The organism is Tumebacillus permanentifrigoris, assembly GCF_003148565.1.
Classification (GTDB): domain Bacteria; phylum Bacillota; class Bacilli; order Tumebacillales; family Tumebacillaceae; genus Tumebacillus; species Tumebacillus permanentifrigoris.
In genome coordinates, this window is the sequence record NZ_QGGL01000003.1 from 271,971 (window position 1) to 293,858 (window position 21,888).

Sequence of the window (21,888 nt, forward strand, 5' to 3'; positions counted from 1 at the left end):
TTCCCTTGCGAGGCTAGATGGCGATCCCCAAGTACTTTTTCTTCAACTCTTCATCGCCGCGAATGTCGGCCATCGTACCTTGGTAGACGGTGTGCCCATCATCGAGGATGTACACATCGTCGCCAACACCGCTCGCCATGATGAAGTTCTGTTCGACCAGCACGATCGTCGTGCGTTTTTTCAACTCCAAGATCGCCGCCATCACTTTCTCAACCACGATGGGCGCGAGACCCTTGCTCGGCTCGTCAATCAACAACAGCTTGTTGTCGTTGACAAACGCGCGGGCGATCGAGAGCATCTGCTTCTGCCCACCACTCAGGTTGCCGCCCTTGCGCTTCCAAGCGATTTTCAGGTCGGGAAACAGTTCCAGCGCAAACTCCTGACGCTCCTGTGTCGCGGTGTCCGCTTTGCGAATCGCCAGCTTCATGTTCTCCTCGACAGTCAGGTCTTTGAAAATCCCTTGGTCCTCTGGCACATAGCCGATACCCAGACGCGCAATCGTGTGCGCCTGCATGCCTTGGATGTCACGTCCGTCAAAGACCACACGACCTGCACGCGGCGGAGTCAACCCCATGATCGAACGCAGCGTCGTGGTCTTGCCTGCCCCATTGCGCCCGAGGATGACGGTGACACGCCCGGCTTCCACGGCGAGGTTCACACCTTGGAGAATGTGGAATTGGTCGATGTAGGTCTGGATGTTCTCAACTTGTAGCAGCGTCATCGTATAACCCTCCCAAGTACGCCGTTTGCACCAGTTCGTTGCTCATGATCTCATCCGGCGTGCCATGTGTGAGCAAGCGACCATTGAACAGCACCGCCAGCGAGTCGGACAAGTCGAGCACCATGTCGATTTTGTGCTCGATCAGCAGAATCGTGTGCTCGCCAGACGATTTGAGTTCGCGGATCACTTCGATGATCGACGGAACTTCCTCCAACGACATGCCGGCCGTCGGTTCGTCCAACAGCAACATCTTCGGCTCCAGCGCCAGCAGGATCGCAATCTCCAACTTGCGCTTGTCGCCGTGCGAGAGGTTTTTGGCGAGTTGATCCGCTTTATTGTCCAGATGAACTTTGGCCAGCAGTTTCATCGCCGTCACTTCGTACTGTTTGAACCGCTTATAATGGGAGAACAACCGGAAACTCCCGCCTCCGACCGCCTGTGCCGCCATGCGGACGTTCTCCAACACGGTCAGGTTCGGGAACACGTTGGTGATCTGGAACGACCGCCCGATCCCGAGCTTCGTCCGCTCATGCACAGGGAGACCCGTGATGTCGCGTCCGTTAAATTTCACGGTGCCAGCTGTCGGGCGCAATTGCCCGGACAACAGGTTGAAAAATGTCGTCTTGCCGGCCCCGTTCGGACCGATGATCGACGTGAACGTCTGCGGTTGGACTGAGAAATCGATGCCATTGACCGCCACATGGCCGCCAAACTGAATGGTCAATCCGCTTGTTTCCAGAATCGGTTGCGCCAAAACGCCACCTCCTAGCAGGCTTGTCTTGAAAAAAGTGCCCTGCCGACGGCAGGGCGGTGATAAAGTGCTTACTTCTTGTTGTTGATCGGCGGTGCGGTATCTTGCGGGCTCATTTCCTTGATCAGCGTCGGGACCAAGTAATCGACACCGTCTTTTTTCTCCAGCTTGACGACGTACATCGGTTGGATCGCTTGGTGGTCTTCCTTGCGGAAGGTGTACTCGCCCTTCGCGCCGTGTACGGTCATGCCTTCCAGCGCCGAAATCAATTTTTCAGCATCTGTGGAATGCGCTTTCTTGATGCCCTCGACGATCGCGATCCCCGCGGTGAACCCACCTGCTGTGAACAGATCCGGCGGAGCGTTGAAATCCTTTTGGTGGTGTTCAACCAACCAATCGTTCTCTTTGTTTTTCGGCAGTCCGTAGTAGTACGCGGTCATGCCTTGCAGCCCTACCGCGCCTTCGCCCATCGCTTTGATGCCAGCGATGTCCGGAATCCCGGTGGTGACTTTCATTTTGTCGTTGATTTTCAGTTCAGCGATCTGCTTGAACAGCATCGCGCCGCCAGCGCCTGCCCACGAGATCAGCAGTACGTCTGCCTTGGACTGCACCGCTTTTTGCAGGTAGGGGGTGAAGTCTTTGACGTCTTGCGGAGCGTACTCCTCCTGCGAGATCTTGCCGCCCTCCTTCTCAATGACACCCTTCCAAGCGCCAGCGCTCGATTTGCCGAACACGGAGTCCGGTGCAAGCGAGAAGTACGTTTTGCCGAGGTTGTCGACGGCATACTTCGCGCCCGTCAACGAGTCTTGCGAAGAGTTGCGGCCGGTGCGGAAGATGTACTTGTTGAAGTTCTTGCCGGTCAGGTCATCTGCGGCCGCCGGGTCGATCATGTAAATTTTCTTGTATTCTTCTGCAAGCGGCGCAATCGCTGCGGCAACCGCCGAGCTCGCCGAACCTTGCAGGATATCGACATTGTCTTCCTCCAGCAGCTTGCGGGCTTTCTTGATCCCTTCATCCGGCTTGCCCGCGTCGTCCTCAACCACCAATTGGATTTTGCGGCCTTCCACTTCGTTCTTGCCGCCAGTCGCATACTCGATGCCGAGTTTCAGACCGTTCAATTCTTGGGTACCGTAGGCTTCTACTGCACCCGAACGGGACGTGACAACCCCGATCTTGATCGGTTCCTTGTTGCCAGCGCTCGTGGTGGTATCCGTCGTGGAAGCGGTTTCTTTTGAGTCGCCGCAACCCACCGTCAACAACATCGACAAAGAGACGACGGAGAGCAGTCCGACTTTGCCCCATTTTTGTTTGTGCATCACATTTCCCCCTATGTAGTAAAGTGTGTAAGATTCTGAAATTTGTCATAAATTTACCGCACGATCGTTGCACTGGAGTTACAAATGAAGAAATCAAGTTGCGATTGAGTTGCAAGAAACGCCCACTACAGGGGCGGGCCCCACCGAATCACACAGGAATCCCACGCGTATCCGATCCCCGCGCTGACCAGGCCGACCACGTGCCCCGCTTGGATGCGACCGCTCTCCACACCAAGTTCTAAGGAGAGAATCTGGTCGATCTGCCCGATGTGCCCGTACTCAGAGAGGTAGTAGGATTGTTCGTCTGCCAACCCGAAGTGCTGCAGGACATGATCATGTGCGGAACGCTTCATGTGCAGGATGGCCAGATAGTCGAGATCTGCGTTGGTATATCCGCTCTTCTCGAGGGCGCGTTCGATCACGCGGATGAAATTCTGCATCGACTTCTGCTCCAGACGCTGCTTCATACCTTCCGGGTCCATCACATCCAAGTAGTTCAAACGCTGCTCGATCGCGTCTGCGGAGATCGGATGCTTGGTACCCCCAGCGACGACCGCAACATCCTCGGAGAACGAACCGTCGGTGATGATGTGGCTGCTGAGCAGTTGGTTTTGCTCATGCCCTTTTTTCAACACGACCGCCCCGCCGCCTGCCGCGAGGTTGTACATGAAGCGCGTGCGCGGGTTGCTGTAGTCGATGAAATCGGAATTGCGGTACCCGCCAGCCAGCAACACGGTGTTGATCGTCGGATCGGCGGTCATCATGTCCTTCGCCACCTTCAACGCCATCACCATCGTCCCACAGCGTTGCTGCACGTCAAACGCCCATGCGTTGACCGCGCCAACCGCCTCTTGCAGTTTGATGCCTGCCGTCCAGAGCGGGTATTCCTTGTGCTCCTCGCCGATATAGATCACGAGGTCGATCTCCGCAGGGTTGATGTTGCCCTTCGCCAACGCCCGTTCGGCTGCCCAGATGCCCATCTGACAGGTGTGATCCTCCGGCCCTGGGATCGGCTTGCGTGTAAAGCCCATTTTGGTTTCAATGATCTCCTGCGGAATGCCGCTCGCCGCCGAAATCTCTGCGGCGGTTTGGTAGTGCTCCGGTATGTAAACGCCAGTGCTGACAATGCCAATCGGGATGTTCATGAAGGCAGTGCTCCTCTCAAAAAAGTTCAAGCCTATCGTAGCAAGTAGAGGTTGCAAAGCAGTTGCGCAAAAAACAGCGAACCGCCTCGCGGTCCGCTGCTTTTTTTCTAGATTCCGCCGCGCACGTACAGCACTTGCCCGGTGATAAAGCTCGCTTCGTCAGAGGCGAGGAACAGCACCGCATTGGCGATGTCCTCCGGCTTGCCCGTGCGTCCGAGAACGGATTGCTGGGCGCCATACTCCTTGAACTGTTCGAAGTCCACGCCCATGCGTGCAGCCGTTTCGCGGGTCATATCCGTCTCGATGAAGCCCGGCGCGACCGCATTGACGTTGATGTTGTAACGCCCGAGTTCGATCGCGAGCGTTTTGGTGAACCCTTGCAGACCCGCTTTGGCGGTCGCGTAATTCAGTTGGCCACGGTTGCCAAGCGCTGACGTCGACGAGAAGTTGACGATCTTGCCGTACTTTTGTGCAACCATGTGTTTCTGTGCCTCTTGGGTGCAGTAGAACGCCCCTTTGAGATGTACATTCATGACGGTATCCCAGTCATCGTCCGTCAGTTTGTGCGCGAGGTTGTCACGAACCACGCCGGCGTTGTTGACGAGGATGTCCAGACGGCCGTATGTCTCCACCGCTTGTTGCACCATCGCTTGCACCGCTGCACGGTCGGTGATGTCGCAGGGAAACGCGATCGCTTCCAAACCTTGCTCGCGAATGGCGGCTGCATGGCTCTCTGCGTTTTCGGCACTGATGTCGTTGACGACGACTTGGGCCCCCTCCTGTGCCAGACGCAAGGCGGTGGCGGCACCGATGCCCCGACCTGCTCCCGTTACGATTGCCACTTTATTTTGAACGCGCATCTGTCAATACCCCTCTCTCGCCACACGATCGCACGGACTGCGACAGCCAGGCGTGTGCGGCCATTTTCTGCTGATTTGTCTTGCACGTGGACCGTTTGCGTGGAATTCTCACCGCTCAGCAGCTATAGCTGTCTGCCTCGATCTGACGCTTGGCGATGCGGCGCTTGCGATCGACGGTGCCATCTGGGTAGAAGCGGGCGAACTGTTGCGGGATCAGCGTGCGGAACTGGCCGACGCGGTCGGCGGTCAGCAAGTTCACCAGCACTTGGCGCGCGAGCATCTCGCCTTGCAGGAACGCATCGTCGACAAAAGCGACCGTGAGGTCGCGCTTCAACGCTTCCCGCTCCTCCCCATTTCTCGCAATCGCCCGCTCTGTGCGCAACAGGGCACTCTCCATCGCGTAGAGCTGGATTCCAAGTTCAGACAGCTTCATCACCGTCTCCTGCTCCGCTTCCAAGCGCTCTTGGTGCTCCTCATACGCGAGGCCGAGCAGGGTCAGGAAGACGCGACGGACAGCGGAGACCATGTCGCGTTCACGGCTCTGCGGTCCCTCCGCAGTTGGCGCTTCCCCGAACAGTTCAGCGGTCGCACGTTCGATCGCGTCCGATACGGGCAATGCGCCCGCGGACGCTTTTTTTATCAACAGGCCCGGCACGAGCAGGCGGTTGACTTCGTTCGTGCCTTCATAGACCCGGTTGATGCGTGCGTCGCGGTACATCTGCTCGATGCGGTATTCGCGCATATAGCCATAGCCACCGTGCAGTTGCAAGCTCTCATCGACCGTGGCTTGCAACGTTTCCGAGCCGAACACTTTGCAGATCGAGCATTCGATCGCGTACTCCATCAAGGCTTTGGCGAGCACGCGGGGATCGGTCTCCTCATAGAGACCGCCGAGTGCGTCTTCGAGCAAGTGCGCTGTGCGGTATTCCAACGATTCCATCGCGTAGAGGCGCGCTGCCATCGTGGCGAGCTTCTCCTGCGTCGCGGGCAAACTGGACAGCGGTCGGTTGAATTGCACGCGGCTCTTGCTGTAGCGCAGTCCTTCTGCAAAAGCAGCCTTGGCCCCGCCAAGCGCTGCCGCTCCGAGATTGAAGCGGCCGAGGTTCAGCACGTTGAACGCGATCACATGTCCGCGCCCTACCTCGCCGAGCAGATTCTCGACGGGGACGAGGCAGTCTTCCAAAAACACCTGACGCGTCGACGACGATTTGATCCCCATCTTGTTCTCCTCCGGGCCCAAGGAGAGGCCAGGGAAGTTTTTCTCGACGAGGAACGCGGTGAACTGGGTGCCATCGACCTTCGCGTAGACGATGAAGGTATCTGCAAAACCTGCGTTGGTGATGAACTGCTTGGTGCCGTTCAGGACGTAATGCGTGCCTGCTGCGTTCAGCTTGGCAGTGGTTTTGGCCCCGAGCGCGTCAGAACCCGCCGCGGGTTCGGTCAGGCAGTACGCGCCAAGGTATTCACCCGATGCGAGCTTCGGCAAGTACTTGGCTTTCTGCTCCTCCGTGCCGAAGTAGGTGATCGGGAGGGTCGCGATGCCCGTGTGGTTGAGATGCATCACGCTGTACCCACCGATTTGCCCGATCTCTTCCCCGACGATGACCTTGGTGATTTTGTCGAGCCCTAAGCCTTCGTAGGCTTCTGGGACACTATGTGCCAACAGGCCGAGGTTCCCTGCTTTTTTCAAAAGCGAGACGGTGAAGTCCCAATCTTGGCTTTCCAAACGCTCGTTGTGAGGCAGGACTTCCTTTTGAGCAAAGTCGCGCGCGAGCTGGCGGATCATGCGGTGTTCGTCCGTGAAGTCTTCCGGGGTGAACACCGCGCCCTGTGCCGTCGCTCCGATCAGGAACTGACCTCCTGCTTGTTGATCTTGAACCGAACGCATGTCGGTCCCTCCTTTGTCTATCAAAGTGCGGTGTGGTCCCTTTCGCAGGGGTCCGTGTTTGTGTCTCCTATCGTACCTTCCGAACGACTGGTCGTTCGAATTCATCACCGTGGTTTCCGGATGTATACAGTATTCGTGAATATTCGGATGCTTCCCTTTTTATCCGTGCCAGCATGCGAGATTTTTTCTAGAAAAAAAGCAGCCGACTCGTTGGAGTCTAGCTGCTTTTTTGTTCGAACGTGTTACTCCCGAACCAACCGCCGATACAACCGCGCCGTCTCCTCCATCGGTTCCAGACCCAGATGCTCCTCTAGATTGGTCACGCAGTTTTTGTATGTGGAGATCAGCAGGTTGCGGTTGCCGATCTGAGCATAACAGTTCATCAGCAACCGGTACGCAGGTTCCCAACAGGCATCATGGGCGAGAATCGTCTCGGCACAGCGCACGGCTCCAGCCACATCGCCACCTTCGTAACTGAGGCGAGACAGCACTTCCTGCGCGCGCAGATACAACGTGCGCAGACGCTCACGTTCAGCGGCACACCAGTCTAGATAGGGCGAGTACTGCAGGTAGTCACCTCTGTAGTGCGCGAGTGCTGATTTCAACTCACGGCAAGCGGCCACGCTGTCACCTAGCTCAGCGAGGGCCAGCCCTTTTTCCACTAACGCTTTGAACTCCTCCGCATCCACCCACACCGCCACTTGCCGATTCAAGCGATACGCCGTATCGACCCGTTCGACAAAAAACGAATCGGAGCGTGCCTCCCGCTTCGGCTCCAAGGCGTTTGTTAGCGCATTCATCGCGACTTTAAAATCACGGTTCGCCGTCTTCTCATCCACATCTGGCCATAGCAAGTCATAGATCTCATCTCGCTGCAACAACTGTCCCTGCCGCGTGACCAGCAGTTGGAACAATTGCTTGGATTTCTCCCGCTTCCATTCCTTGCGCCCAACTTCCTCCAGCCCGCGATAGACCTCAAAGTGCCCTAAGGTGCAAATTCGCAACGTATAGCCAGGATGGTGCAGGAGATGCTTGCCGCCCATCGCCTTCAACAAGCGTTCTGCCCCCTCCAAGCCCAACTCATCACGGGCTGCCAGCAGGAACGGAATCGTCATCTGCAGGTCGTGTGGGCCAAACATCGTGCGGCGCAAGAATATGTTTTCATAGCCGCCATCCTCCACACCTTCGAACAGCAGGCGCACGCTGTGTTCGAACTCCTTCGAACGACCATTGCGGTGGTAGAGGATCGAGAGGAACAAGCGCACGGTGGTGAGACAGTACGTATCCCCGCACGCGAGAAAGCCCTGCTCCGCCTCCGCCAGCCACGTCAGCGCTTCCTCGTCCTGTCCCCACGCGGTCCAGATGCCGCCGATCGCGAGTCGAATCAAGTTTGCACACCACAAGTCCTCGACGTTTAACGCCAGCTCCAAGCCTGTCCGGGCATAGACATGCGCCTGCTCCAGATCGCCCAACATCCCCGCCACATGGCAGAGTCCCATCATCGCCTCAACTTTGCCACGCTCGACCAGCAACGAGTCGGCCATCTGCACCGAGCGGCGGAAGTGCTCCTGTGCCGTCTGCAGATCTCCAGCCAGCGCCACAGCGTGCCCAAGCCGGATGTAGCCGACCATCTCCACAAACGGCGACCGCAGCTCTTGCCCAACCTCGATGCCTTGCTCCGCATGGGAGCGCGCAGAATCCAGTTCGCCGGTCATCGAATCGATCAGCGACCGCAACAACGTCATCTCGCGGTGCGACTTGGCGATGCGCTGCGGTGCGCGCTCGCTGTCCTTGCCGAGAAACTCCTGGGTCAGTTCGCAGGCAGATCGCAACCGTCCCGCCCGCAAGTGCAAGCGCACATCCAGCTCATCGCACACCACACTCGGCACCAACTCGCCCGCCCGTTGTAAAAACGATTCCGCCAAGTGCAACTGCCCGCTATTCGTATGGTTCTCCGCCAACAACCTCAACAGCGCCGCCCGCTCGTGCGGGTAGCGCTCCTCCAGCACGTCGATCGCCTTGTGCAACCACGGCGTCGCTTTGCCCGGTTGGATGGTGTCGAGATAAACTTGTGCTTGACCCCGGTAGACGTAGCTCCGTCCGAGCGGATCACTTTTTTGGATAAATGCGCCCTCCGCCAGCGTGTACCAATGCACCGCTTCATGAAAGCGTGACGTGACCCGGTCGATCTCGCCACGCCAGTACAAGATCTGGGGGTGTCGCTCCAACACAGAGCTTGGCAGTCGGTCGATCCAGCCCTTTAACAGCTCCATCCGACCATTCGCCAAGCACTCCGCCCCGCGTTCCAGCAACAAGTACACAACCTGATCGGCATCCCCCGCTTCATCATAATGGGAGAGCGCCTTTTGCAGATCGCCCTGTTCGCAATAGTACCCGGCGGCCGTGCGGTGCAAATCAGCCCACTCCGCCGATGTCAGCGCCGATTGGGAATGTTCGAGCAAAAACTGCTGGAACAAGCGGTGATAGCGATACTCCGTTCCCTGTGCAGATCCCGTGACAAATAAACCCTTGCTCTCCAAGTGCCGCAGCGTCTCTGCAGAATCCTCACGTTCGAGCAACAGGTCGCACAGCGGCGCGTTCATCGATTCCAACAAACTCGTTCGCGTCAAAAACGCCCGCACCTCCGGTGGCTGGCGGTCGAACACTTCCTCCGCGAGGTAGTGGAACAACGGCACCCCGGCCTGTCCCTGCAAGTGCCAAAGTTTCGGCAACTCCACACCGCGCTCCATGCCCTTCCAGACCATCTGCAACGCGATGATCCAACCTTCTGTCTGTTCCAGCAACTCTCCGGCCTGATCGGATGACAACTCAAGTCCGTAGGCTTGGCGGAACAACTGGTCGATCTCCTCGGCAGTGAACGCGAGATCCGTTTTGTCGATCAAGAGCAGGTCGCAGGTGACGTTCAGGCGTTTGATAGCCGGAGTATCCAAGGCATTGCGGCTGCCGAGGACGAGATGTACATGTCCTGGGAGATAGCGAATCAACAAGTCTGTCAACGTGCGAATCTCCGGCACATTGGCAATCGTGTGGTAATCGTCGAGGACGAGGATGCTCGGATCAGGCGCCCCCTCTGCCAAATCGTTGAGCAACAAGGTCAGACAAGGCTGCAAAATGGCCGTCGTCGCCTCCGCCTCCTCCAACAAGCGCCGGGAGCGCTCGCCCAGCGCAGGGTCAAGCGTTTGTACGGAACGAATCAGGTATTGCAAAAACAACAACGGATCGCGCTCACCTTCTTCGAGTGAACACCACGCCACATGATCGAACTGTGGGCAGAGGTGGGTGACCAACGCAGTGCTCTTGCCGTACCCCGCGTCTGCTTGGACCAGTGTAACCGGGTAATCGATCACACTGGAGAACAGTTCGTCCAAGCGACGTCGCTTCAAACATTGTTGCTTCACGCGGGGCGGGACCAATTTGGTTGTCAGCACGTACTGTCCTTCTCTCAAGCGGATGCCCTCCTCACGTTGTTCAAAAACAAGCACACCCGCATCCATTTGGATGCGGGTTCCCCGTTCACGCCGTCTCGTTGTGCGTGGATAGGTGCACAATCGATTTTTTGTCAATTTTGCCTACGGATGTTTTCGGTAGGTCGCGGACGAACAAGAACTGCTTGGGGATCTTGTAACCAGCCAGCTTGTCGGTGCAATATTCCTTCAATTGCTCTGGAGATACGGACACGCCGGGTCGCAACACCAGCACCGCCGTGACGGCCTCGCCCCATTTGGTATCGGGCAGGCCGACCACCGCGACTTCAGAGACGGCGGGATGTTGCTCCAATATATGCTCGACTTCCAGCGGGTAAACGTTTTCACCGCCGGTGATGATCATGTCTTTTTTGCGACCGACGATGAAGTGGCAACCGTCCGCATCGCGGCGAGCGAGGTCTCCTGTGCGCAACCAGCCGTCCACCAGCGTCTCCGCTGTGCTCTCAGGCTTGTTCCAATAGCCGGTGAACACGTGTGGGCCTTGAATCCAAACTTCGCCCGTCACATCCGTACCTACGTCCAGACCTTGCTCATCGACGATGCGGATCTGGTTGTGGAACATCGGCACGCCGACCGAGCCGATTTTTTGCTTGGCGCGTTCCGGGTGGATGTAGAAATTATTAGGTCCTGCTTCGGTCAGCCCGTAGCCTTCCTTGAAGGCCAAGCCCTTTGCCCAAAACGCTTCGTAGATCGAGAGCGGACAGGGCGCAGCACCCGAGAGGAATGTATGCATCGTCGTAAATTGCGCCGCGGTAAATTCTGGCGAGGTGACCAACGAGTGGTAGACGGTGGGGACGAACAGCGCGATCGTACAGCGTTCTCGCTCCAACACCTCCAGCACCGCAGCCGGTGTGAGGTCACGTCCGACCACTACCGTCCCTCCCGCATACAACACCGGGGTGGTCAAGGCATTCAATCCACCCGTGTGGAACATCGGCATGTACACCGGGGTCACGTCTTGCTCGGTCAGCCCCCAGGAGAGCACCGTGTTGATCGAGTTCCAGAGGATGGCTCGATGTGACAGGACCACGCCCTTCGCCTGCCCGGTCGTTCCGCCTGTATAGATGATCGCCCACGGGTCCTCCAGTTCCACCTCGACCGGAATCGCTGCAGCACCGTCCGCGCAAGACACGATGCGTTCGTAGCCCTGCTGCTCAAGCAACAGCGGGACAGGAACGCGCGCAGCCAAGTCATGCGCCAAGTTCGCATAGGGTTCGAAATAGACCAAGACCTTCGGCGCGCAGTCGTTCAGCACGTAGGCCAACTCCGGCGTTGAAAAGCGATAGTTTAAGGGGACGAACAGGGCACCGATTTTCGCGCAGGCGAAAAGCAACTCCAAGTAACTCGTCGAGTTCGGAGCCAGCAACGCCACGCGGTCACCACGAACCACGCCATGTTGTTGCAGATAGCCCGCCAGTCGCCCAGCACGCACGTTAAACTGCTCATACGTGAGCCGAAGTCCCGTCTCCACCTCGACCAGCGCCAATTTGTGCGGGGTGAGGCGAGCGCGGCTCTGGAGCCAGTCGGTGGCGCGGCGCATTAGAGGGTCAAGCCTCCGTCCACGCTGAGCACCGCTCCGTTGACGAAGCTCGCATCATCTGACGCGAGGAACAGATAGGCTTTGGCAATATCCATCGGCTGGCCGAGGCGACGCAGTGGAGTTTTCTCCTCCATCAAGCCGAGGACTTTTTCCGGCATGCTGTCCGTCATGGCGGTCATGATGAAACCAGGTGCAACCGCGTTGACACGGACACCCTTCGGTCCGAGTTCCTTCGCCCATGACTTGGTCATGCCAATTACGCCTGCTTTGGCGGCCGCGTAGTTGGTTTGCCCCACGTTTCCATAGAGCCCGACGACAGAGGCCGCATTCAAGATCACGCCTGCCCCTTGTTGCATCATCACCCCTGCGACAAGTTGCGTACAGGTGAACACGCCGGTCAAGTTGATCGAGATGACTTGGTCCCAAGCCGCCGGGTCCATTTTGACCAAAAAGCCGTCGCGCGTGATGCCTGCGTTGTTGACGAGGATATCGATCCGTCCGAAACGGTTCAGCGCTGTATCGACGATCGTCTGAACGTCCTCCCGATTGGAGACGTCCGCCTTCACAAATTCAGCTTCAGTGCCGAGCGCACGAAGTTCCTCTAGCGCTGCTTGCCCGCCCGCTTCGTTATAATCGGCGATGACGAGCTTCGCGCCGTTTTTGGCAAACAGCAGTGCGGTTTCTTTGCCGATTCCGCTCGCACCGCCGGTGATAATCGCTACTTGATCAACCAACCGCATAGGGAAAACCTCCTAAAATCTCTCTTCAAATGTATAAGAGTATTTTAGCAATCCGTTGTTGCAGAAGAGTTGCACGATTTGCTAGAAAGCCGAATCGTCGGATAAAAAAACAAACTCTTACAATAGTATACCAAAAAGGGCCACCCAACTACACCAGTGGGTGGCTCGATCTGTCGAACCAAAACACAAACTGCTCCGGCTTCCATACGCAGGTCCGAATTTATTCTCGATCAATGCGGTCATGACCAAATACCTTTCGAACCTTCGCTCTCAAACTTGTACTTTGTCAACACATCCTTGCCACCTGTCACCGCCAGCACAGTGCCGGTGATGAAGTCGGACGCCTCCGCACAGAAAAAGGCAATCGTGCGGGCGATGTCCTCCCCTGTGCCGACACGCCCGACTGGCGTGCCTGCATCCGTTATACGATGCACATCAGCGATATTGGCTTCCTTCCACTCGTGGGTGATGTCGCCAGGACAGACCATGTTGACGGTGATGCCATGCTCAGCTTCCTCCAACGCCAGCGTCCGGGTCAACGACACCAACCCGACCTTCGCGGCGGCAAACGCCGAACGGAACATCCACGCCGGTGCCGAATCGGCCCGATCAAACCCGAAGTTCACGATGCGCCCCCAGCCGTTCTGACGCATATAGGGAATCACCAACTTGGACAAGTAAAACACGCTGGTCAGATTGCCGTTGATCATCGCATTCCACTCATCTAACTCGTAGTCGGCCATTTTTTTGCGGGCGGCAATGTACGGCCCCGCGTTGTTGATCAAGATGTCGATGCGTCCAAACGCTTCGATCACGCCCTCGATCAACACTCGGCAATCCTCTGCATCGGAGACATCCCCCCGCACAGCCAACGCACGCACCGAATAGTCGCGCTCCAACTCGCGTGCGAGATCGAGCGCTTTTTCCTGATTCGTCCGGTAATTGATCACTACATCTATGCCTTGTTTGGCGAGTTCAAGAGCTGTGCGTTTGCCAAGTCCTGTCGAACTGCCCGTTATGAGTGCTACTTTTTTCAACACAAAAAAGTTCCTCCACTAGTCAAGCGTGCCCCCCTAGTATTACCTATCCTTTTACAAAAAACAAGAACCCTTCTACGTTCAGGGTTCTTATCTTTTTGTAACCATGTGGTTGTGTCGCACGACGACTACTCACAGAGGAAAACCGATTCCGTGTACAACCGCAGCGATCGTCCCCACTGCTCCATCAATTGTTCCCAGCGCTCGACGTCGAGTTGTGATTGGAGCAACAAGTCCAGCGGGATGCGCAAGTTCAAGATCCGACCTTCCACGACGCAGCGGGTGACACCCGCAGGCATCACGCGTTCGCGCAGGACGGTCTCCTCCAGCTCCTCAATGCTCCACGCTGGGTAACAGAAATGCACCCTACCGGCTTGAGGTACACCGTCACATTGCGAGAAGCGTTGCACCGGTAACTTCTTGGTATACGAATCGACGATGATCGTCCACGCATGGAGCCGCGATTCCAGATCACGTCGACCGCCAGCTGGGTACAGGAACGAGCGAACCCCACCTTCTTCCACCACTTCGGCGAGCGCAACGTCCGCGCCTGGTTCCTCCCGCCATTCGATCTCCGGCGCTTGTCGCAATTCTTCCAACCAGCCGCCGCTCGGGACAGCATGGCTCCAAGACTCTAGAGCGAACTGTTCCGCATTCACCACTTGCAGAACGGCTCGTTTGCAGTTCAACGCCTCCAACGAGTGCGTGCGATGCGCTCCGTCTAGGATTAGATAGGAACCATCGCGCATCTGCATCGCGATTGGCGGGTGACGCAACACGCCTTCCATACGGATGGCATAGCTCGTGACATCGAGTCGATGGGGCTCGTATTCTTCATGAAAGCGGATTCGGTCAAGGTCGACCACTTGCAAGGAATTGACACCTGTAGCGAGGATCATGTATTTCAACTCCGTCTGATGTTCTCCAAGTTAAAATCAGTGTGTAATTTAATTAAATTACGTTTCTCCGCTTGTGTCAAGGATTGATTTTCAACACATGGAGGTTTCTGCAAAAAATGAGCCCGGTTCGCTTAGCCGAACCGGGCTCATTTCTACATTTTGTTCTCCTACTCTTACACGTTCAAGGGGACGAGCGCGCGCACTTGATCAATCGTCCCTCCACCCAGACAGACATCACCGTCGTAGAAGACGACCGCTTGCCCAGGGGTGACCGCTTTTTGGTTGGCATCAAAGACCACTTCGCATGCACCGCCGTCCTGCACATGGACCGTCACGCCTTGGTCAGGCTGGCGGTAGCGGAACTTGGCCACGCAACGGAAAGTCCCGGACTTGGGACGCTGGCTGACCCAGCGAACGTCAGTCGCGACCAGCGAGGTCGAGTACAGCGCTGGGTGATCCTGACCTTGTTCGACGAGCAGGACATTGTTGTCAAGGTCCTTGCCGACGACAAACCACGCTTCACCCGATCCGCCAGATCCACCAATGCCTAAACCTTGGCGCTGACCGAGCGTGTAGTACATCAGACCGATGTGCTGTCCCTTGACAACGCCGTCCAACGTGCGCATCTCGCCCGGCTGGTTTGGCAGGTAGTGACCGAGAAACTCGCGGAAGTTTTTTTCACCGATGAAACAGATGCCGGTGCTGTCCTTTTTACGCGCCGTCGCAAGGCCAGCCGCTTCCGCAATCTCACGAACGCGAGGTTTCGGTATTTCACCAATCGGGAACATCGTCTTGGAGAGCTGGAATTGGTTCAATTGATTTAAGAAATAGGTCTGATCTTTGTTGGTGTCCACCCCACGCAGCAGGCGGTACTCGCCCTCATGGAAATCGACGCGGGCATAGTGTCCAGTCGCGATGTAATCAGCGCCGAGATCGATGGCTGCGTCGAGAAATTCCTTGAACTTGATCTCACGGTTGCACATCACGTCCGGGTTCGGGGTGCGGCCACGCGTGTACTCGTCGAGGAAGTATTGGAACACGCGGTCGTAGTATTGCTTTTCAAAATTGACCGTATAGTACGGAATGCCGATCGTCTCACAGACACGGCGCACATCGTTGAAATCATCGTCCGCCGTGCAATGACCGAACTCGTCGGTGTCATCCCAGTTCTTCATAAATACACCGATCACATCGTAGCCTTGCTCTTTGAGCAAGTGCGCGGTGACGGAGGAATCAACGCCGCCGGACATGCCGACGACGACACGGGTTTCTTGGGGAGTTTTCGTCATGTTACATGCAACCTCAATTCTCTATTGTGTCAGTTTTACTTTGTCCGAACTCGGTTGCCCTCAATCATAACATACATATAAAAAGGAGCAAATAACCGGGAACACAATCCGGTATTGCTCCTGCTTGGTTTGTTGCTTACTCGTTGGAAGGCGGGTTCGGATGAGCGTGATGGGATGCACCTTCACGCATCCGTGCTTGCGGGCGTGGTGCGATCGAACCGTCAGGACGCAGCGGCGCAAAATCGTCCTTGGCTTTCGGGTTGTCGAGACCTTTCGGACCACCGAAGTTACCTGGATGGTTGTCTTTGTTGCGCATATGGATGCCCCCTTTTGAATGAAGAGTCGTTATAGGGTATCCCATGCAAAAAGACCTGATTCACGAAGGAATCAGGTCTTTTTATGTTGGTGGGCCCAAGAAGATTCGAACTTCCGACCTCACGATTATCAGTCGTGCGCTCTAGCCAACTGAGCTATGGGCCCTTAGTCGTTGAAAGTAAAAAATGGAGCGGGTGATGGGAATCGAACCCACGCTGTCGGCTTGGGAAGCCGATGTTCTGCCATTGAACTACACCCGCAAATGGCGGAGGGGGAGGGATTCGAACCCTCGATACTGTTACCAGTATACTCCCTTAGCAGGGGAGCGCCTTCGGCCAGCTCGGCCACCACTCCGTACAAAAAGCGAAACAAAACAATAAATGGCGGAGCTGACGGGATTCGAACCCGCGGTCTTCCGCGTGACAGGCGGACATGTTAGGCCACTACACCACAGCTCCATGTGGTTGCGGGGACAGGACTTGAACCTGTGACCTTCGGGTTATGAGCCCGACGAGCTGCCAACTGCTCCACCCCGCGACGAAAAGGATTTCGGAGTGTCGACGTTGCGGCATGGACGCCGCGGTCTTAGTCGACCTTCCTTTGTTTTTTGAAAATGGTGGAGGCTGACGGGATCGAACCGCCGACCCTCTGCTTGTAAGGCAGATGCTCTCCCAGCTGAGCTAAGCCTCCGTAAAACGTGGTGACCCGTACGGGATTCGAACCCGTGAATGTCGCCTTGAAAGGGCGATGAGTTAAGCCGCTTCTCCAACGGGCCAAGATGTGGCTCCCCGAGCAAGACTCGAACTTGCGACCATCCGATTAACAGTCGGGCGCTCTACCAACTGAGCTATCGAGGAACAATGGTGGAGAGTAGCGGATTCGAACCGCTGACCCCCTGCTTGCAAGGCAGGTGCTCTACCAACTGAGCTAACCCCCCATTGAAAATGGCGCGCCCTGAGAGATTCGAACTCCCGGCCTTTTGATTCGTAGTCAAACGCTCTATCCAGCTGAGCTAAGGGCGCGTATGCGGTTGTTTATGAAATGAAAATGGTGCGGATGAAGGGACTCGAACCCCCACGGTTGCCCGCTGGTACCTAAAACCAGTGCGTCTGCCAATTCCGCCACATCCGCGAAATTGCTACGTTCCTTCTACGTGACAAGTCGTTAGCATTACAGGACTGTGTGTTTTGCTCAGTCACACTGTGTTGCGTGTCCCGTGAGTTCTAATATACAGGATTGCACACAACTATGCAAGGGGTTTTCGAAACTTTTTTGGGACGGGGGGTTCAAATGCAACCCTGCCTGCCCTCCCCTTTCCGAAGAAAGTCAGAACGTCCGCCTATGATCTAGTCGAACGTTCTAGCTTTACACATTTCGATCAGTTCTCAGTCAGCAGTTTCCAGTAACCGAATTGTCCTCCTACCATCAAGTATCCTAACCTAGTCACAAGGCTTGTTTGCAGAGTAAATCCTCCACCAGTGTTTGGTCTGATGTACCCATATCCAGCGCTGTTACCCAAAGGATAGAGAAGTTCGTATTGACTGAACAGTGACCCCAAGAAAACTCTCCCGCTGGGAAGCGATGTGATCGTCTGAATGGCATAAGAAGACCCATGACTCCAGGTAGCACTGTACTGCGTGATTCCCGACTGGTTGATGATTTCATACCTTCCCGAACTGCCTGCAATGATGATGTTTCCGTTGCTGAGTTGGGCCACAGCGTTTGGAGTGGTCACATAAGTCAAAGTAGCACTGCGAATCAGATTGCCATTCGCATCTAGAATGTTATACTTCCCCCCTGAACCAACGAGCACAATATTGCCCGTATCGGCAAGCTGTGTTCCTGCTGTGATCGAGGTAGCACCGTGTGACCAACTTCCGTACTTGATAGAATTCCCATATCCATCCATGAACGCATACTTGCCACTATCACCAGCCAGCAGAATCCGGCCATCCGCGAGGCCGATTGCGGTATTGATCAATGACGTTCCTTGCGCCCATTTACCAGATTTCACGACATAGTCGTAGTCGGTAATAATCTGGAAGTTACCACCACCCCCTGCCAATACGACAAACCCATTGCTCATCGTCGCGGCTGCTGAAATCCCGAACAGGGTGCCATTTTGCCAAGTGTTGCTTGTAAGCGCGTTGCCTGCTGCATCGAAGATCGTATATTTGCCAGCGCCAACAGTCGCAACATAGTTTCCGTTGCTGAAGTTTGCAGATTGCATCACAAAACTATAATTAGCGGGATACGACATTTGCCCCTCTTTTATCTCGAAGAGCGGGCCGGTCGCTGTTGCGGGGGATACTGTTTCTTGTGTAAGAGATGTTGCTGGATCGATTGCCTGAATGGTTGCATTGGTGTCAGCGAACGCGAGCTGTGACGATAAAACACCACCCGCAAGCACTACGGATGCGAACAAAGATTTCTTTTTCATTAAGGGATAAGCCTCCTTTTCCTCATGACTTTTATATTATCAAAAATAAGTAAAAAATCAATAGACTATCTCGATCATCACCACTTACACTAATCTACATATTGTTTATAAATGTAACATAAGCTCTGTCCCCGCAAATCAAGAAGTATTGTTGCATGTTGAAACTCTCGCGGCTTATATGAACGTTTCAATAGAACTTTGTGATTGTAGGCTCTCTGTATTTCAATATATAGGTTGAAATTATGGTCAGGCGTTCGGCTCACTTTACATTCATATACTTCCCCGATCGTTGGTGACTCGTATTGATACTTTTGAAGTGCACTGAAAACCTTCTCATACTCCATAAAATAATCTCCTTGGACTATCACATTGAGTTTACTAGGTATCTCTACAATGGCACAATAATCGACTTACCCTTTGCTCGCAAGGCCAGAAAGTAGTAATAACTGAAGGTCATCTTTATCCATCGATGCTTTAGCAAAAGCCGGCAATAAACCAATATCCACTAGTCTATTCACGTGATACTCCAACATAGTCGCAATATATGAAGGGTTATTTATGTACTCAAATACTTTAGAGATATCATAGAAACACTCACTGAATTGTTGTTTACTCGGATGAAGTAAGTGGATATGAGGCAACTCTTCGAACACTCCCTTTTGCAGGGCCCGATAGATATCCTCAATAACCTTACTCAAGGACTGGAGATATCCTATATGAACAGTTGTTCCACTAACGGGAAAGTTTTGAGGAGCAGAAAACAGTTTGATTAGAGTACTAATTTCATAATGGTAGCCTCCACCTTCCCGTATTCTTTTACCATTTTCCATTAGCAAGATTTCTAACTGTCTAATCGGATCGGTATCTTTTACTATCTCTTCTTGTATCTTTTCTTCTGTGAAATCTCTCTTTTGTCTCGAAATAACTTCCATCAAATTCTCAAGGAGTAAGTACCGCTTTACCACATACCGATGTATTTCCTCGAAATATAAGTAAAATGGAATGATGGTTCGCTAGGATCACTGCTGTAGAGATAAACCATGTAATCACCTTCGCTACCTACATCGCTTGACCAGGACGCGAAGTACTTCTTACCGTCTTTTTCACCATTTTTACTATCGAGATTTACAGGATGTACGCCAAAACATGCGCGGATTTGCTTAAAATAAGCATCATCGGATACTTCAGACCTAAATATAGATCGATCTTGTTTATAGGGATATTCTTCGTTGAATACTCGATAGAGTTGTTGAATTGCCTGAACGATTATATCAAAAGTCAGAATGAGCTGAAGAACATTAAGTGACCGAGCATCATCATTATTGTGCTGTAGGTCGATATAGGGAAGCCCTTGAACCCCCACATGGAGCCAGTCCTTAGCAGAACAACAGAGACTCCATAAATTTTTTCCGTTAATATTGCTGTAACGATTTATCAGGAAATTCGAATGTTCGTTGACGATAATTTGGAAATTTTCTAGTAGTTTTTTGTCTAACACATACGAATTGAATGCCATTACAATAAATCCCCCTATTTGGATAACACATCTCTATCACTATCAATTTAGTCTATCATGTTTCTAGATTGCTATAAAGAAACAATGATTCAAGATTGAACCCGCATATAGATTTGCGTACAGTGACCATAATATCCATGATTGCCTTTTGGAAAAGAGAATTCCTTTACCCCTGCAAACAAAAAGGCAGCCTCCTCAAGGCTGCACTTTCATACATCAACCTCTTATCGCAAATCCTTAAACAAGAGATTTTGCTACGCTACACACACGCTTAAATGTGATACTACGTACAAATAGATCCCCCTCCTCTGGATTCCCCCTCTCAATTAAGATGAACCGGCGGTCAGCCCCCGACTGATGGTTCAGGTCCAAAACTGCGTGGGCAGTAGTGCCCGAACCGGCGAACGGGTCAAGTACGATCCCGTTTGGCGGGCACCACAGATGAATGAGCTTCTTGAACAGTTTGAGCGGCTTTACCGTTTGGAAGTTGTGCCCCTTACCGATGGCCGCGTTCAGTTCATTGATTCCAGCCTGAGTGTGACCTGACTCCTCATAGCTCCATGATTGTGTACCGAACACTTCCGGCTCGTCATAGTCGTCTGTGGCCCAGTACGTGGTAGGAATTTTGCCTTGCTTTACGTGGTTGAGATAACGTTTTATCGCAGGACGTCCCATTCCGTTTGCAGTGAAGTAGAGCATCGGCCATACATCGTGATCGCGAAGTTCCTCTGCTTTTTGCCGTGCGGATTGAAGGAGGGGATGTTCGGCAATTGCGTCGTCATATACAACTGGGCAGGAGTCCAACTTCAAGTCAGCTAGTGTCGGTGTTGGAGCGTTTTTCAGCACCAAGGCTTTCTGGCGACCGTCGTCGAGGTCTCGTTCTTCGTAAGAACTGCCCCAGGATTGGAGCCACTCCTTCATTTTCTTCTTGGGATGCGACCATGCACGAGCACCCGGATAGTGCAACGCCCCAGTAAAAGGCGATTGGATCGCATACCGATCCCGCTCCGCAGGCGTGGCGACGGTAGCGTCTCCTCCGATCTTCCAAGGGCCGGCAGGGTCGTTGTCCGGGTTTTTGTACTTAGCGTTCATGACATCGTGGCGGGGAAGAAGATTCGTGCTGGCTTGCTCCTTGTTCTTGGCGTAGACAAGCACGTATTCCGTGTCGCTGGAGACATGCTTGTTGTCGTTTCTGGGGCCATATGACTTTTGCCAGTTGATGATCGCGATACGGTTCTGTTCGCCAAACACCTCGTCCATGAGCAAGCCTAAGCGAAACAGTTCATTGTCGTCGATGCAGATTGCGAGGACTCCACCGGGTTTGAGTAGCTCATGCATTCGAATCAGACGAGGCTTCATCATGTTTACCCACTCCCCGCCCCAATCATCACGGTAGCGGAATCTCCGGCCAGTGTTATACGGCGGGTCGGTGACGATGAGATCGACGAGGCCACGATGCTGTTCCAACTCCGCCATGACTCTGAGATTTTCGCCTTCGATGATCATGTTTTTTGATTGCCCTACTTCCGTACCCACACACAATTTACGAATTATCATCATCCCCCGCCCATGTTCCTTGGTCATAGTATTCTGGGTGAGGGTACTTTTTGGCGAATTCCACGACTGAAAGTTTCGACAAGTCATCCAACACCTGTAGGTACTTCGCGTCTTCCTCCCCAATGTGGAAAATCGGGTCACAGCATCGGATCGGAAGAAACTCGCCATCCGCCTTCTGCTCTACAATATGAAACTCGACGTTTCCGTCGCATATGACAAGGGCTGTATCGTTCGTCAGGAGCAAGCCGGACAGTTTAAACACTTTCTCTTCATCAAGATCCTGCTCCGTCCAACTTATCGTGACGAGTTCTCTCCCTCTAACACATTCCTCTTGAATGCGCTGGTCGAAAGTTCCCATTCCTCTCCCT

18 protein-coding genes and 11 tRNA genes are annotated in these 21,888 nt (G+C 54.3%); all 29 read right to left on the reverse strand.

Annotation, left to right across the window (positions count from 1 at the left end; translation table 11 throughout):
* Window positions 1-13 precede the first annotated feature (13 nt).
* The 29 genes from C7459_RS05060 to C7459_RS05205 all read right to left on the reverse strand — a co-directional run bounded on the left by C7459_RS05060 (window position 14) and on the right by C7459_RS05205 (window position 21,878).
* The gene (locus C7459_RS05060) at window positions 14-721 is read right to left on the reverse strand and encodes an ABC transporter ATP-binding protein (protein WP_109687004.1); all 708 of its coding nucleotides are present in this window, start codon (window positions 719-721) and stop codon (window positions 14-16) included.
* Window positions 702-1,475 (reverse strand): ABC transporter ATP-binding protein, encoded by a 774-nt coding sequence (locus C7459_RS05065; RefSeq protein ID WP_109687006.1) that lies wholly within the window; start codon window positions 1,473-1,475, stop codon window positions 702-704. The genes C7459_RS05060 and C7459_RS05065 overlap by 20 nt, the downstream gene beginning before the upstream one ends.
* Window positions 1,476-1,543: 68 nt before the next feature.
* A complete protein-coding gene (locus C7459_RS05070) occupies window positions 1,544-2,788 on the reverse strand; it encodes a substrate-binding domain-containing protein (RefSeq protein WP_109687008.1) in 1,245 nt (414 codons plus the stop codon).
* 125 nt (window positions 2,789-2,913) lie between these two features.
* A complete protein-coding gene (locus C7459_RS05075) occupies window positions 2,914-3,933 on the reverse strand; it encodes a 3-oxoacyl-ACP synthase (RefSeq protein ID WP_211320335.1) in 1,020 nt (339 codons plus the stop codon).
* 107 nt (window positions 3,934-4,040) lie between these two features.
* The gene (locus C7459_RS05080; RefSeq protein WP_109687010.1) at window positions 4,041-4,793 is read right to left on the reverse strand and encodes an SDR family NAD(P)-dependent oxidoreductase; all 753 of its coding nucleotides are present in this window, start codon (window positions 4,791-4,793) and stop codon (window positions 4,041-4,043) included.
* Window positions 4,794-4,908: 115 nt separating this feature from the next.
* The gene (locus C7459_RS05085) at window positions 4,909-6,681 is read right to left on the reverse strand and encodes an acyl-CoA dehydrogenase family protein (protein ID WP_109687012.1); all 1,773 of its coding nucleotides are present in this window, start codon (window positions 6,679-6,681) and stop codon (window positions 4,909-4,911) included.
* A 242-nt stretch (window positions 6,682-6,923) separates the two neighbouring features.
* Window positions 6,924-10,148, reverse strand: coding sequence for an ATP-binding protein (locus C7459_RS05090; protein ID WP_170119279.1), 3,225 nt, complete (start codon window positions 10,146-10,148; stop codon window positions 6,924-6,926).
* A gap of 67 nt (window positions 10,149-10,215) precedes the next feature.
* Window positions 10,216-11,727 (reverse strand): acyl-CoA synthetase, encoded by a 1,512-nt coding sequence (locus tag C7459_RS05095; RefSeq protein WP_109687016.1) that lies wholly within the window; start codon window positions 11,725-11,727, stop codon window positions 10,216-10,218.
* Window positions 11,727-12,467 carry a 3-oxoacyl-ACP reductase FabG gene (gene fabG, locus C7459_RS05100; protein WP_109687018.1) on the reverse strand — a complete coding sequence of 247 codons (741 nt, stop codon included), beginning with the start codon at window positions 12,465-12,467 and terminating at the stop codon, window positions 11,727-11,729. The genes C7459_RS05095 and fabG overlap by 1 nt, the downstream gene beginning before the upstream one ends.
* 239 nt (window positions 12,468-12,706) lie before the next feature.
* On the reverse strand, window positions 12,707-13,507 hold the full coding sequence (locus C7459_RS05105; protein WP_109687020.1) for an SDR family oxidoreductase: 801 nt from the start codon (window positions 13,505-13,507) through the stop codon (window positions 12,707-12,709).
* A 125-nt stretch (window positions 13,508-13,632) separates the two neighbouring features.
* Window positions 13,633-14,403 carry a ParB N-terminal domain-containing protein gene (locus tag C7459_RS05110; protein ID WP_109687022.1) on the reverse strand — a complete coding sequence of 257 codons (771 nt, stop codon included), beginning with the start codon at window positions 14,401-14,403 and terminating at the stop codon, window positions 13,633-13,635.
* Between the two features lie 173 nt (window positions 14,404-14,576).
* Window positions 14,577-15,692 carry a tRNA 2-thiouridine(34) synthase MnmA gene (gene mnmA / locus C7459_RS05115; RefSeq protein ID WP_109687024.1) on the reverse strand — a complete coding sequence of 372 codons (1,116 nt, stop codon included), beginning with the start codon at window positions 15,690-15,692 and terminating at the stop codon, window positions 14,577-14,579.
* Between the two features lie 136 nt (window positions 15,693-15,828).
* The gene (gene sspK, locus C7459_RS05120) at window positions 15,829-16,008 is read right to left on the reverse strand and encodes a small acid-soluble spore protein K (RefSeq protein WP_038089953.1); all 180 of its coding nucleotides are present in this window, start codon (window positions 16,006-16,008) and stop codon (window positions 15,829-15,831) included.
* Window positions 16,009-16,095: 87 nt separating this feature from the next.
* Window positions 16,096-16,172 (reverse strand) — tRNA-Ile (locus C7459_RS05125).
* 21 nt (window positions 16,173-16,193) lie between these two features.
* Window positions 16,194-16,267 (reverse strand) — tRNA-Gly (locus tag C7459_RS05130).
* A 3-nt stretch (window positions 16,268-16,270) separates the two neighbouring features.
* Window positions 16,271-16,361: transfer RNA gene (locus C7459_RS05135), tRNA-Ser, on the reverse strand.
* Between the two features lie 27 nt (window positions 16,362-16,388).
* Window positions 16,389-16,465, reverse strand: a tRNA-Asp gene (locus C7459_RS05140).
* 3 nt (window positions 16,466-16,468) lie between these two features.
* Window positions 16,469-16,544 (reverse strand) — tRNA-Met (locus C7459_RS05145).
* Window positions 16,545-16,621: 77 nt separating this feature from the next.
* Window positions 16,622-16,697 (reverse strand) — tRNA-Val (locus C7459_RS05150).
* Between the two features lie 8 nt (window positions 16,698-16,705).
* Window positions 16,706-16,782: transfer RNA gene (locus C7459_RS05155), tRNA-Glu, on the reverse strand.
* Between the two features lie 6 nt (window positions 16,783-16,788).
* A tRNA-Asn gene (locus C7459_RS05160) sits at window positions 16,789-16,864 on the reverse strand.
* A 4-nt stretch (window positions 16,865-16,868) separates the two neighbouring features.
* Window positions 16,869-16,944, reverse strand: a tRNA-Ala gene (locus C7459_RS05165).
* Between the two features lie 8 nt (window positions 16,945-16,952).
* Window positions 16,953-17,029: transfer RNA gene (locus tag C7459_RS05170), tRNA-Arg, on the reverse strand.
* 26 nt (window positions 17,030-17,055) lie between these two features.
* Window positions 17,056-17,138 (reverse strand) — tRNA-Leu (locus C7459_RS05175).
* Window positions 17,139-17,385: 247 nt separating this feature from the next.
* Window positions 17,386-18,447, reverse strand: a complete 1,062-nt coding sequence (locus C7459_RS05180; RefSeq protein ID WP_109687026.1) for a hypothetical protein — start codon at window positions 18,445-18,447, stop codon at window positions 17,386-17,388.
* Between the two features lie 410 nt (window positions 18,448-18,857).
* Window positions 18,858-19,379 carry a hypothetical protein gene (locus C7459_RS05190; protein ID WP_170119280.1) on the reverse strand — a complete coding sequence of 174 codons (522 nt, stop codon included), beginning with the start codon at window positions 19,377-19,379 and terminating at the stop codon, window positions 18,858-18,860.
* 26 nt (window positions 19,380-19,405) lie between these two features.
* Entirely contained in the window at window positions 19,406-19,963 is a 558-nt protein-coding gene (locus C7459_RS05195; protein ID WP_109687033.1) for a hypothetical protein, read from the reverse strand.
* 237 nt (window positions 19,964-20,200) lie between these two features.
* Window positions 20,201-21,469, reverse strand: coding sequence for a site-specific DNA-methyltransferase (locus C7459_RS05200; RefSeq protein WP_245884395.1), 1,269 nt, complete (start codon window positions 21,467-21,469; stop codon window positions 20,201-20,203).
* Between the two features lie 37 nt (window positions 21,470-21,506).
* The gene (locus tag C7459_RS05205; protein WP_109687035.1) at window positions 21,507-21,878 is read right to left on the reverse strand and encodes a hypothetical protein; all 372 of its coding nucleotides are present in this window, start codon (window positions 21,876-21,878) and stop codon (window positions 21,507-21,509) included.
* Between the last annotated feature and the right edge of the window lie 10 nt (window positions 21,879-21,888).

Excerpts from the sequence above, each read along its gene's own strand:
- C7459_RS05190 (WP_170119280.1), bottom strand. The coding sequence starts at position 19,379 with ATGGAAGTTATTTCGAGACAAAAGAGAGATTTCACAGAAGAAAAGATA.
- C7459_RS05095 (WP_109687016.1), bottom strand. The coding sequence starts at position 11,727 with ATGCGCCGCGCCACCGACTGGCTCCAGAGCCGCGCTCGCCTCACCCCG.
- C7459_RS05060 (WP_109687004.1), bottom strand. The coding sequence starts at position 721 with ATGACGCTGCTACAAGTTGAGAACATCCAGACCTACATCGACCAATTC.
- C7459_RS05075 (WP_211320335.1), bottom strand. The coding sequence starts at position 3,933 with ATGAACATCCCGATTGGCATTGTCAGCACTGGCGTTTACATACCGGAG.
- sspK (WP_038089953.1), bottom strand. The coding sequence starts at position 16,008 with ATGCGCAACAAAGACAACCATCCAGGTAACTTCGGTGGTCCGAAAGGT.
- C7459_RS05205 (WP_109687035.1), bottom strand. The coding sequence starts at position 21,878 with ATGGGAACTTTCGACCAGCGCATTCAAGAGGAATGTGTTAGAGGGAGA.
- C7459_RS05110 (WP_109687022.1), bottom strand. The coding sequence starts at position 14,403 with ATGATCCTCGCTACAGGTGTCAATTCCTTGCAAGTGGTCGACCTTGAC.
- C7459_RS05070 (WP_109687008.1), bottom strand. The coding sequence starts at position 2,788 with ATGCACAAACAAAAATGGGGCAAAGTCGGACTGCTCTCCGTCGTCTCT.
- C7459_RS05085 (WP_109687012.1), bottom strand. The coding sequence starts at position 6,681 with ATGCGTTCGGTTCAAGATCAACAAGCAGGAGGTCAGTTCCTGATCGGA.
- mnmA (WP_109687024.1), bottom strand. The coding sequence starts at position 15,692 with ATGACGAAAACTCCCCAAGAAACCCGTGTCGTCGTCGGCATGTCCGGC.
- C7459_RS05080 (WP_109687010.1), bottom strand. The coding sequence starts at position 4,793 with ATGCGCGTTCAAAATAAAGTGGCAATCGTAACGGGAGCAGGTCGGGGC.
- fabG (WP_109687018.1), bottom strand. The coding sequence starts at position 12,467 with ATGCGGTTGGTTGATCAAGTAGCGATTATCACCGGCGGTGCGAGCGGA.
- C7459_RS05180 (WP_109687026.1), bottom strand. The coding sequence starts at position 18,447 with ATGAAAAAGAAATCTTTGTTCGCATCCGTAGTGCTTGCGGGTGGTGTT.
- C7459_RS05195 (WP_109687033.1), bottom strand. The coding sequence starts at position 19,963 with ATGGCATTCAATTCGTATGTGTTAGACAAAAAACTACTAGAAAATTTC.
- C7459_RS05200 (WP_245884395.1), bottom strand. The coding sequence starts at position 21,469 with ATGATCATCGAAGGCGAAAATCTCAGAGTCATGGCGGAGTTGGAACAG.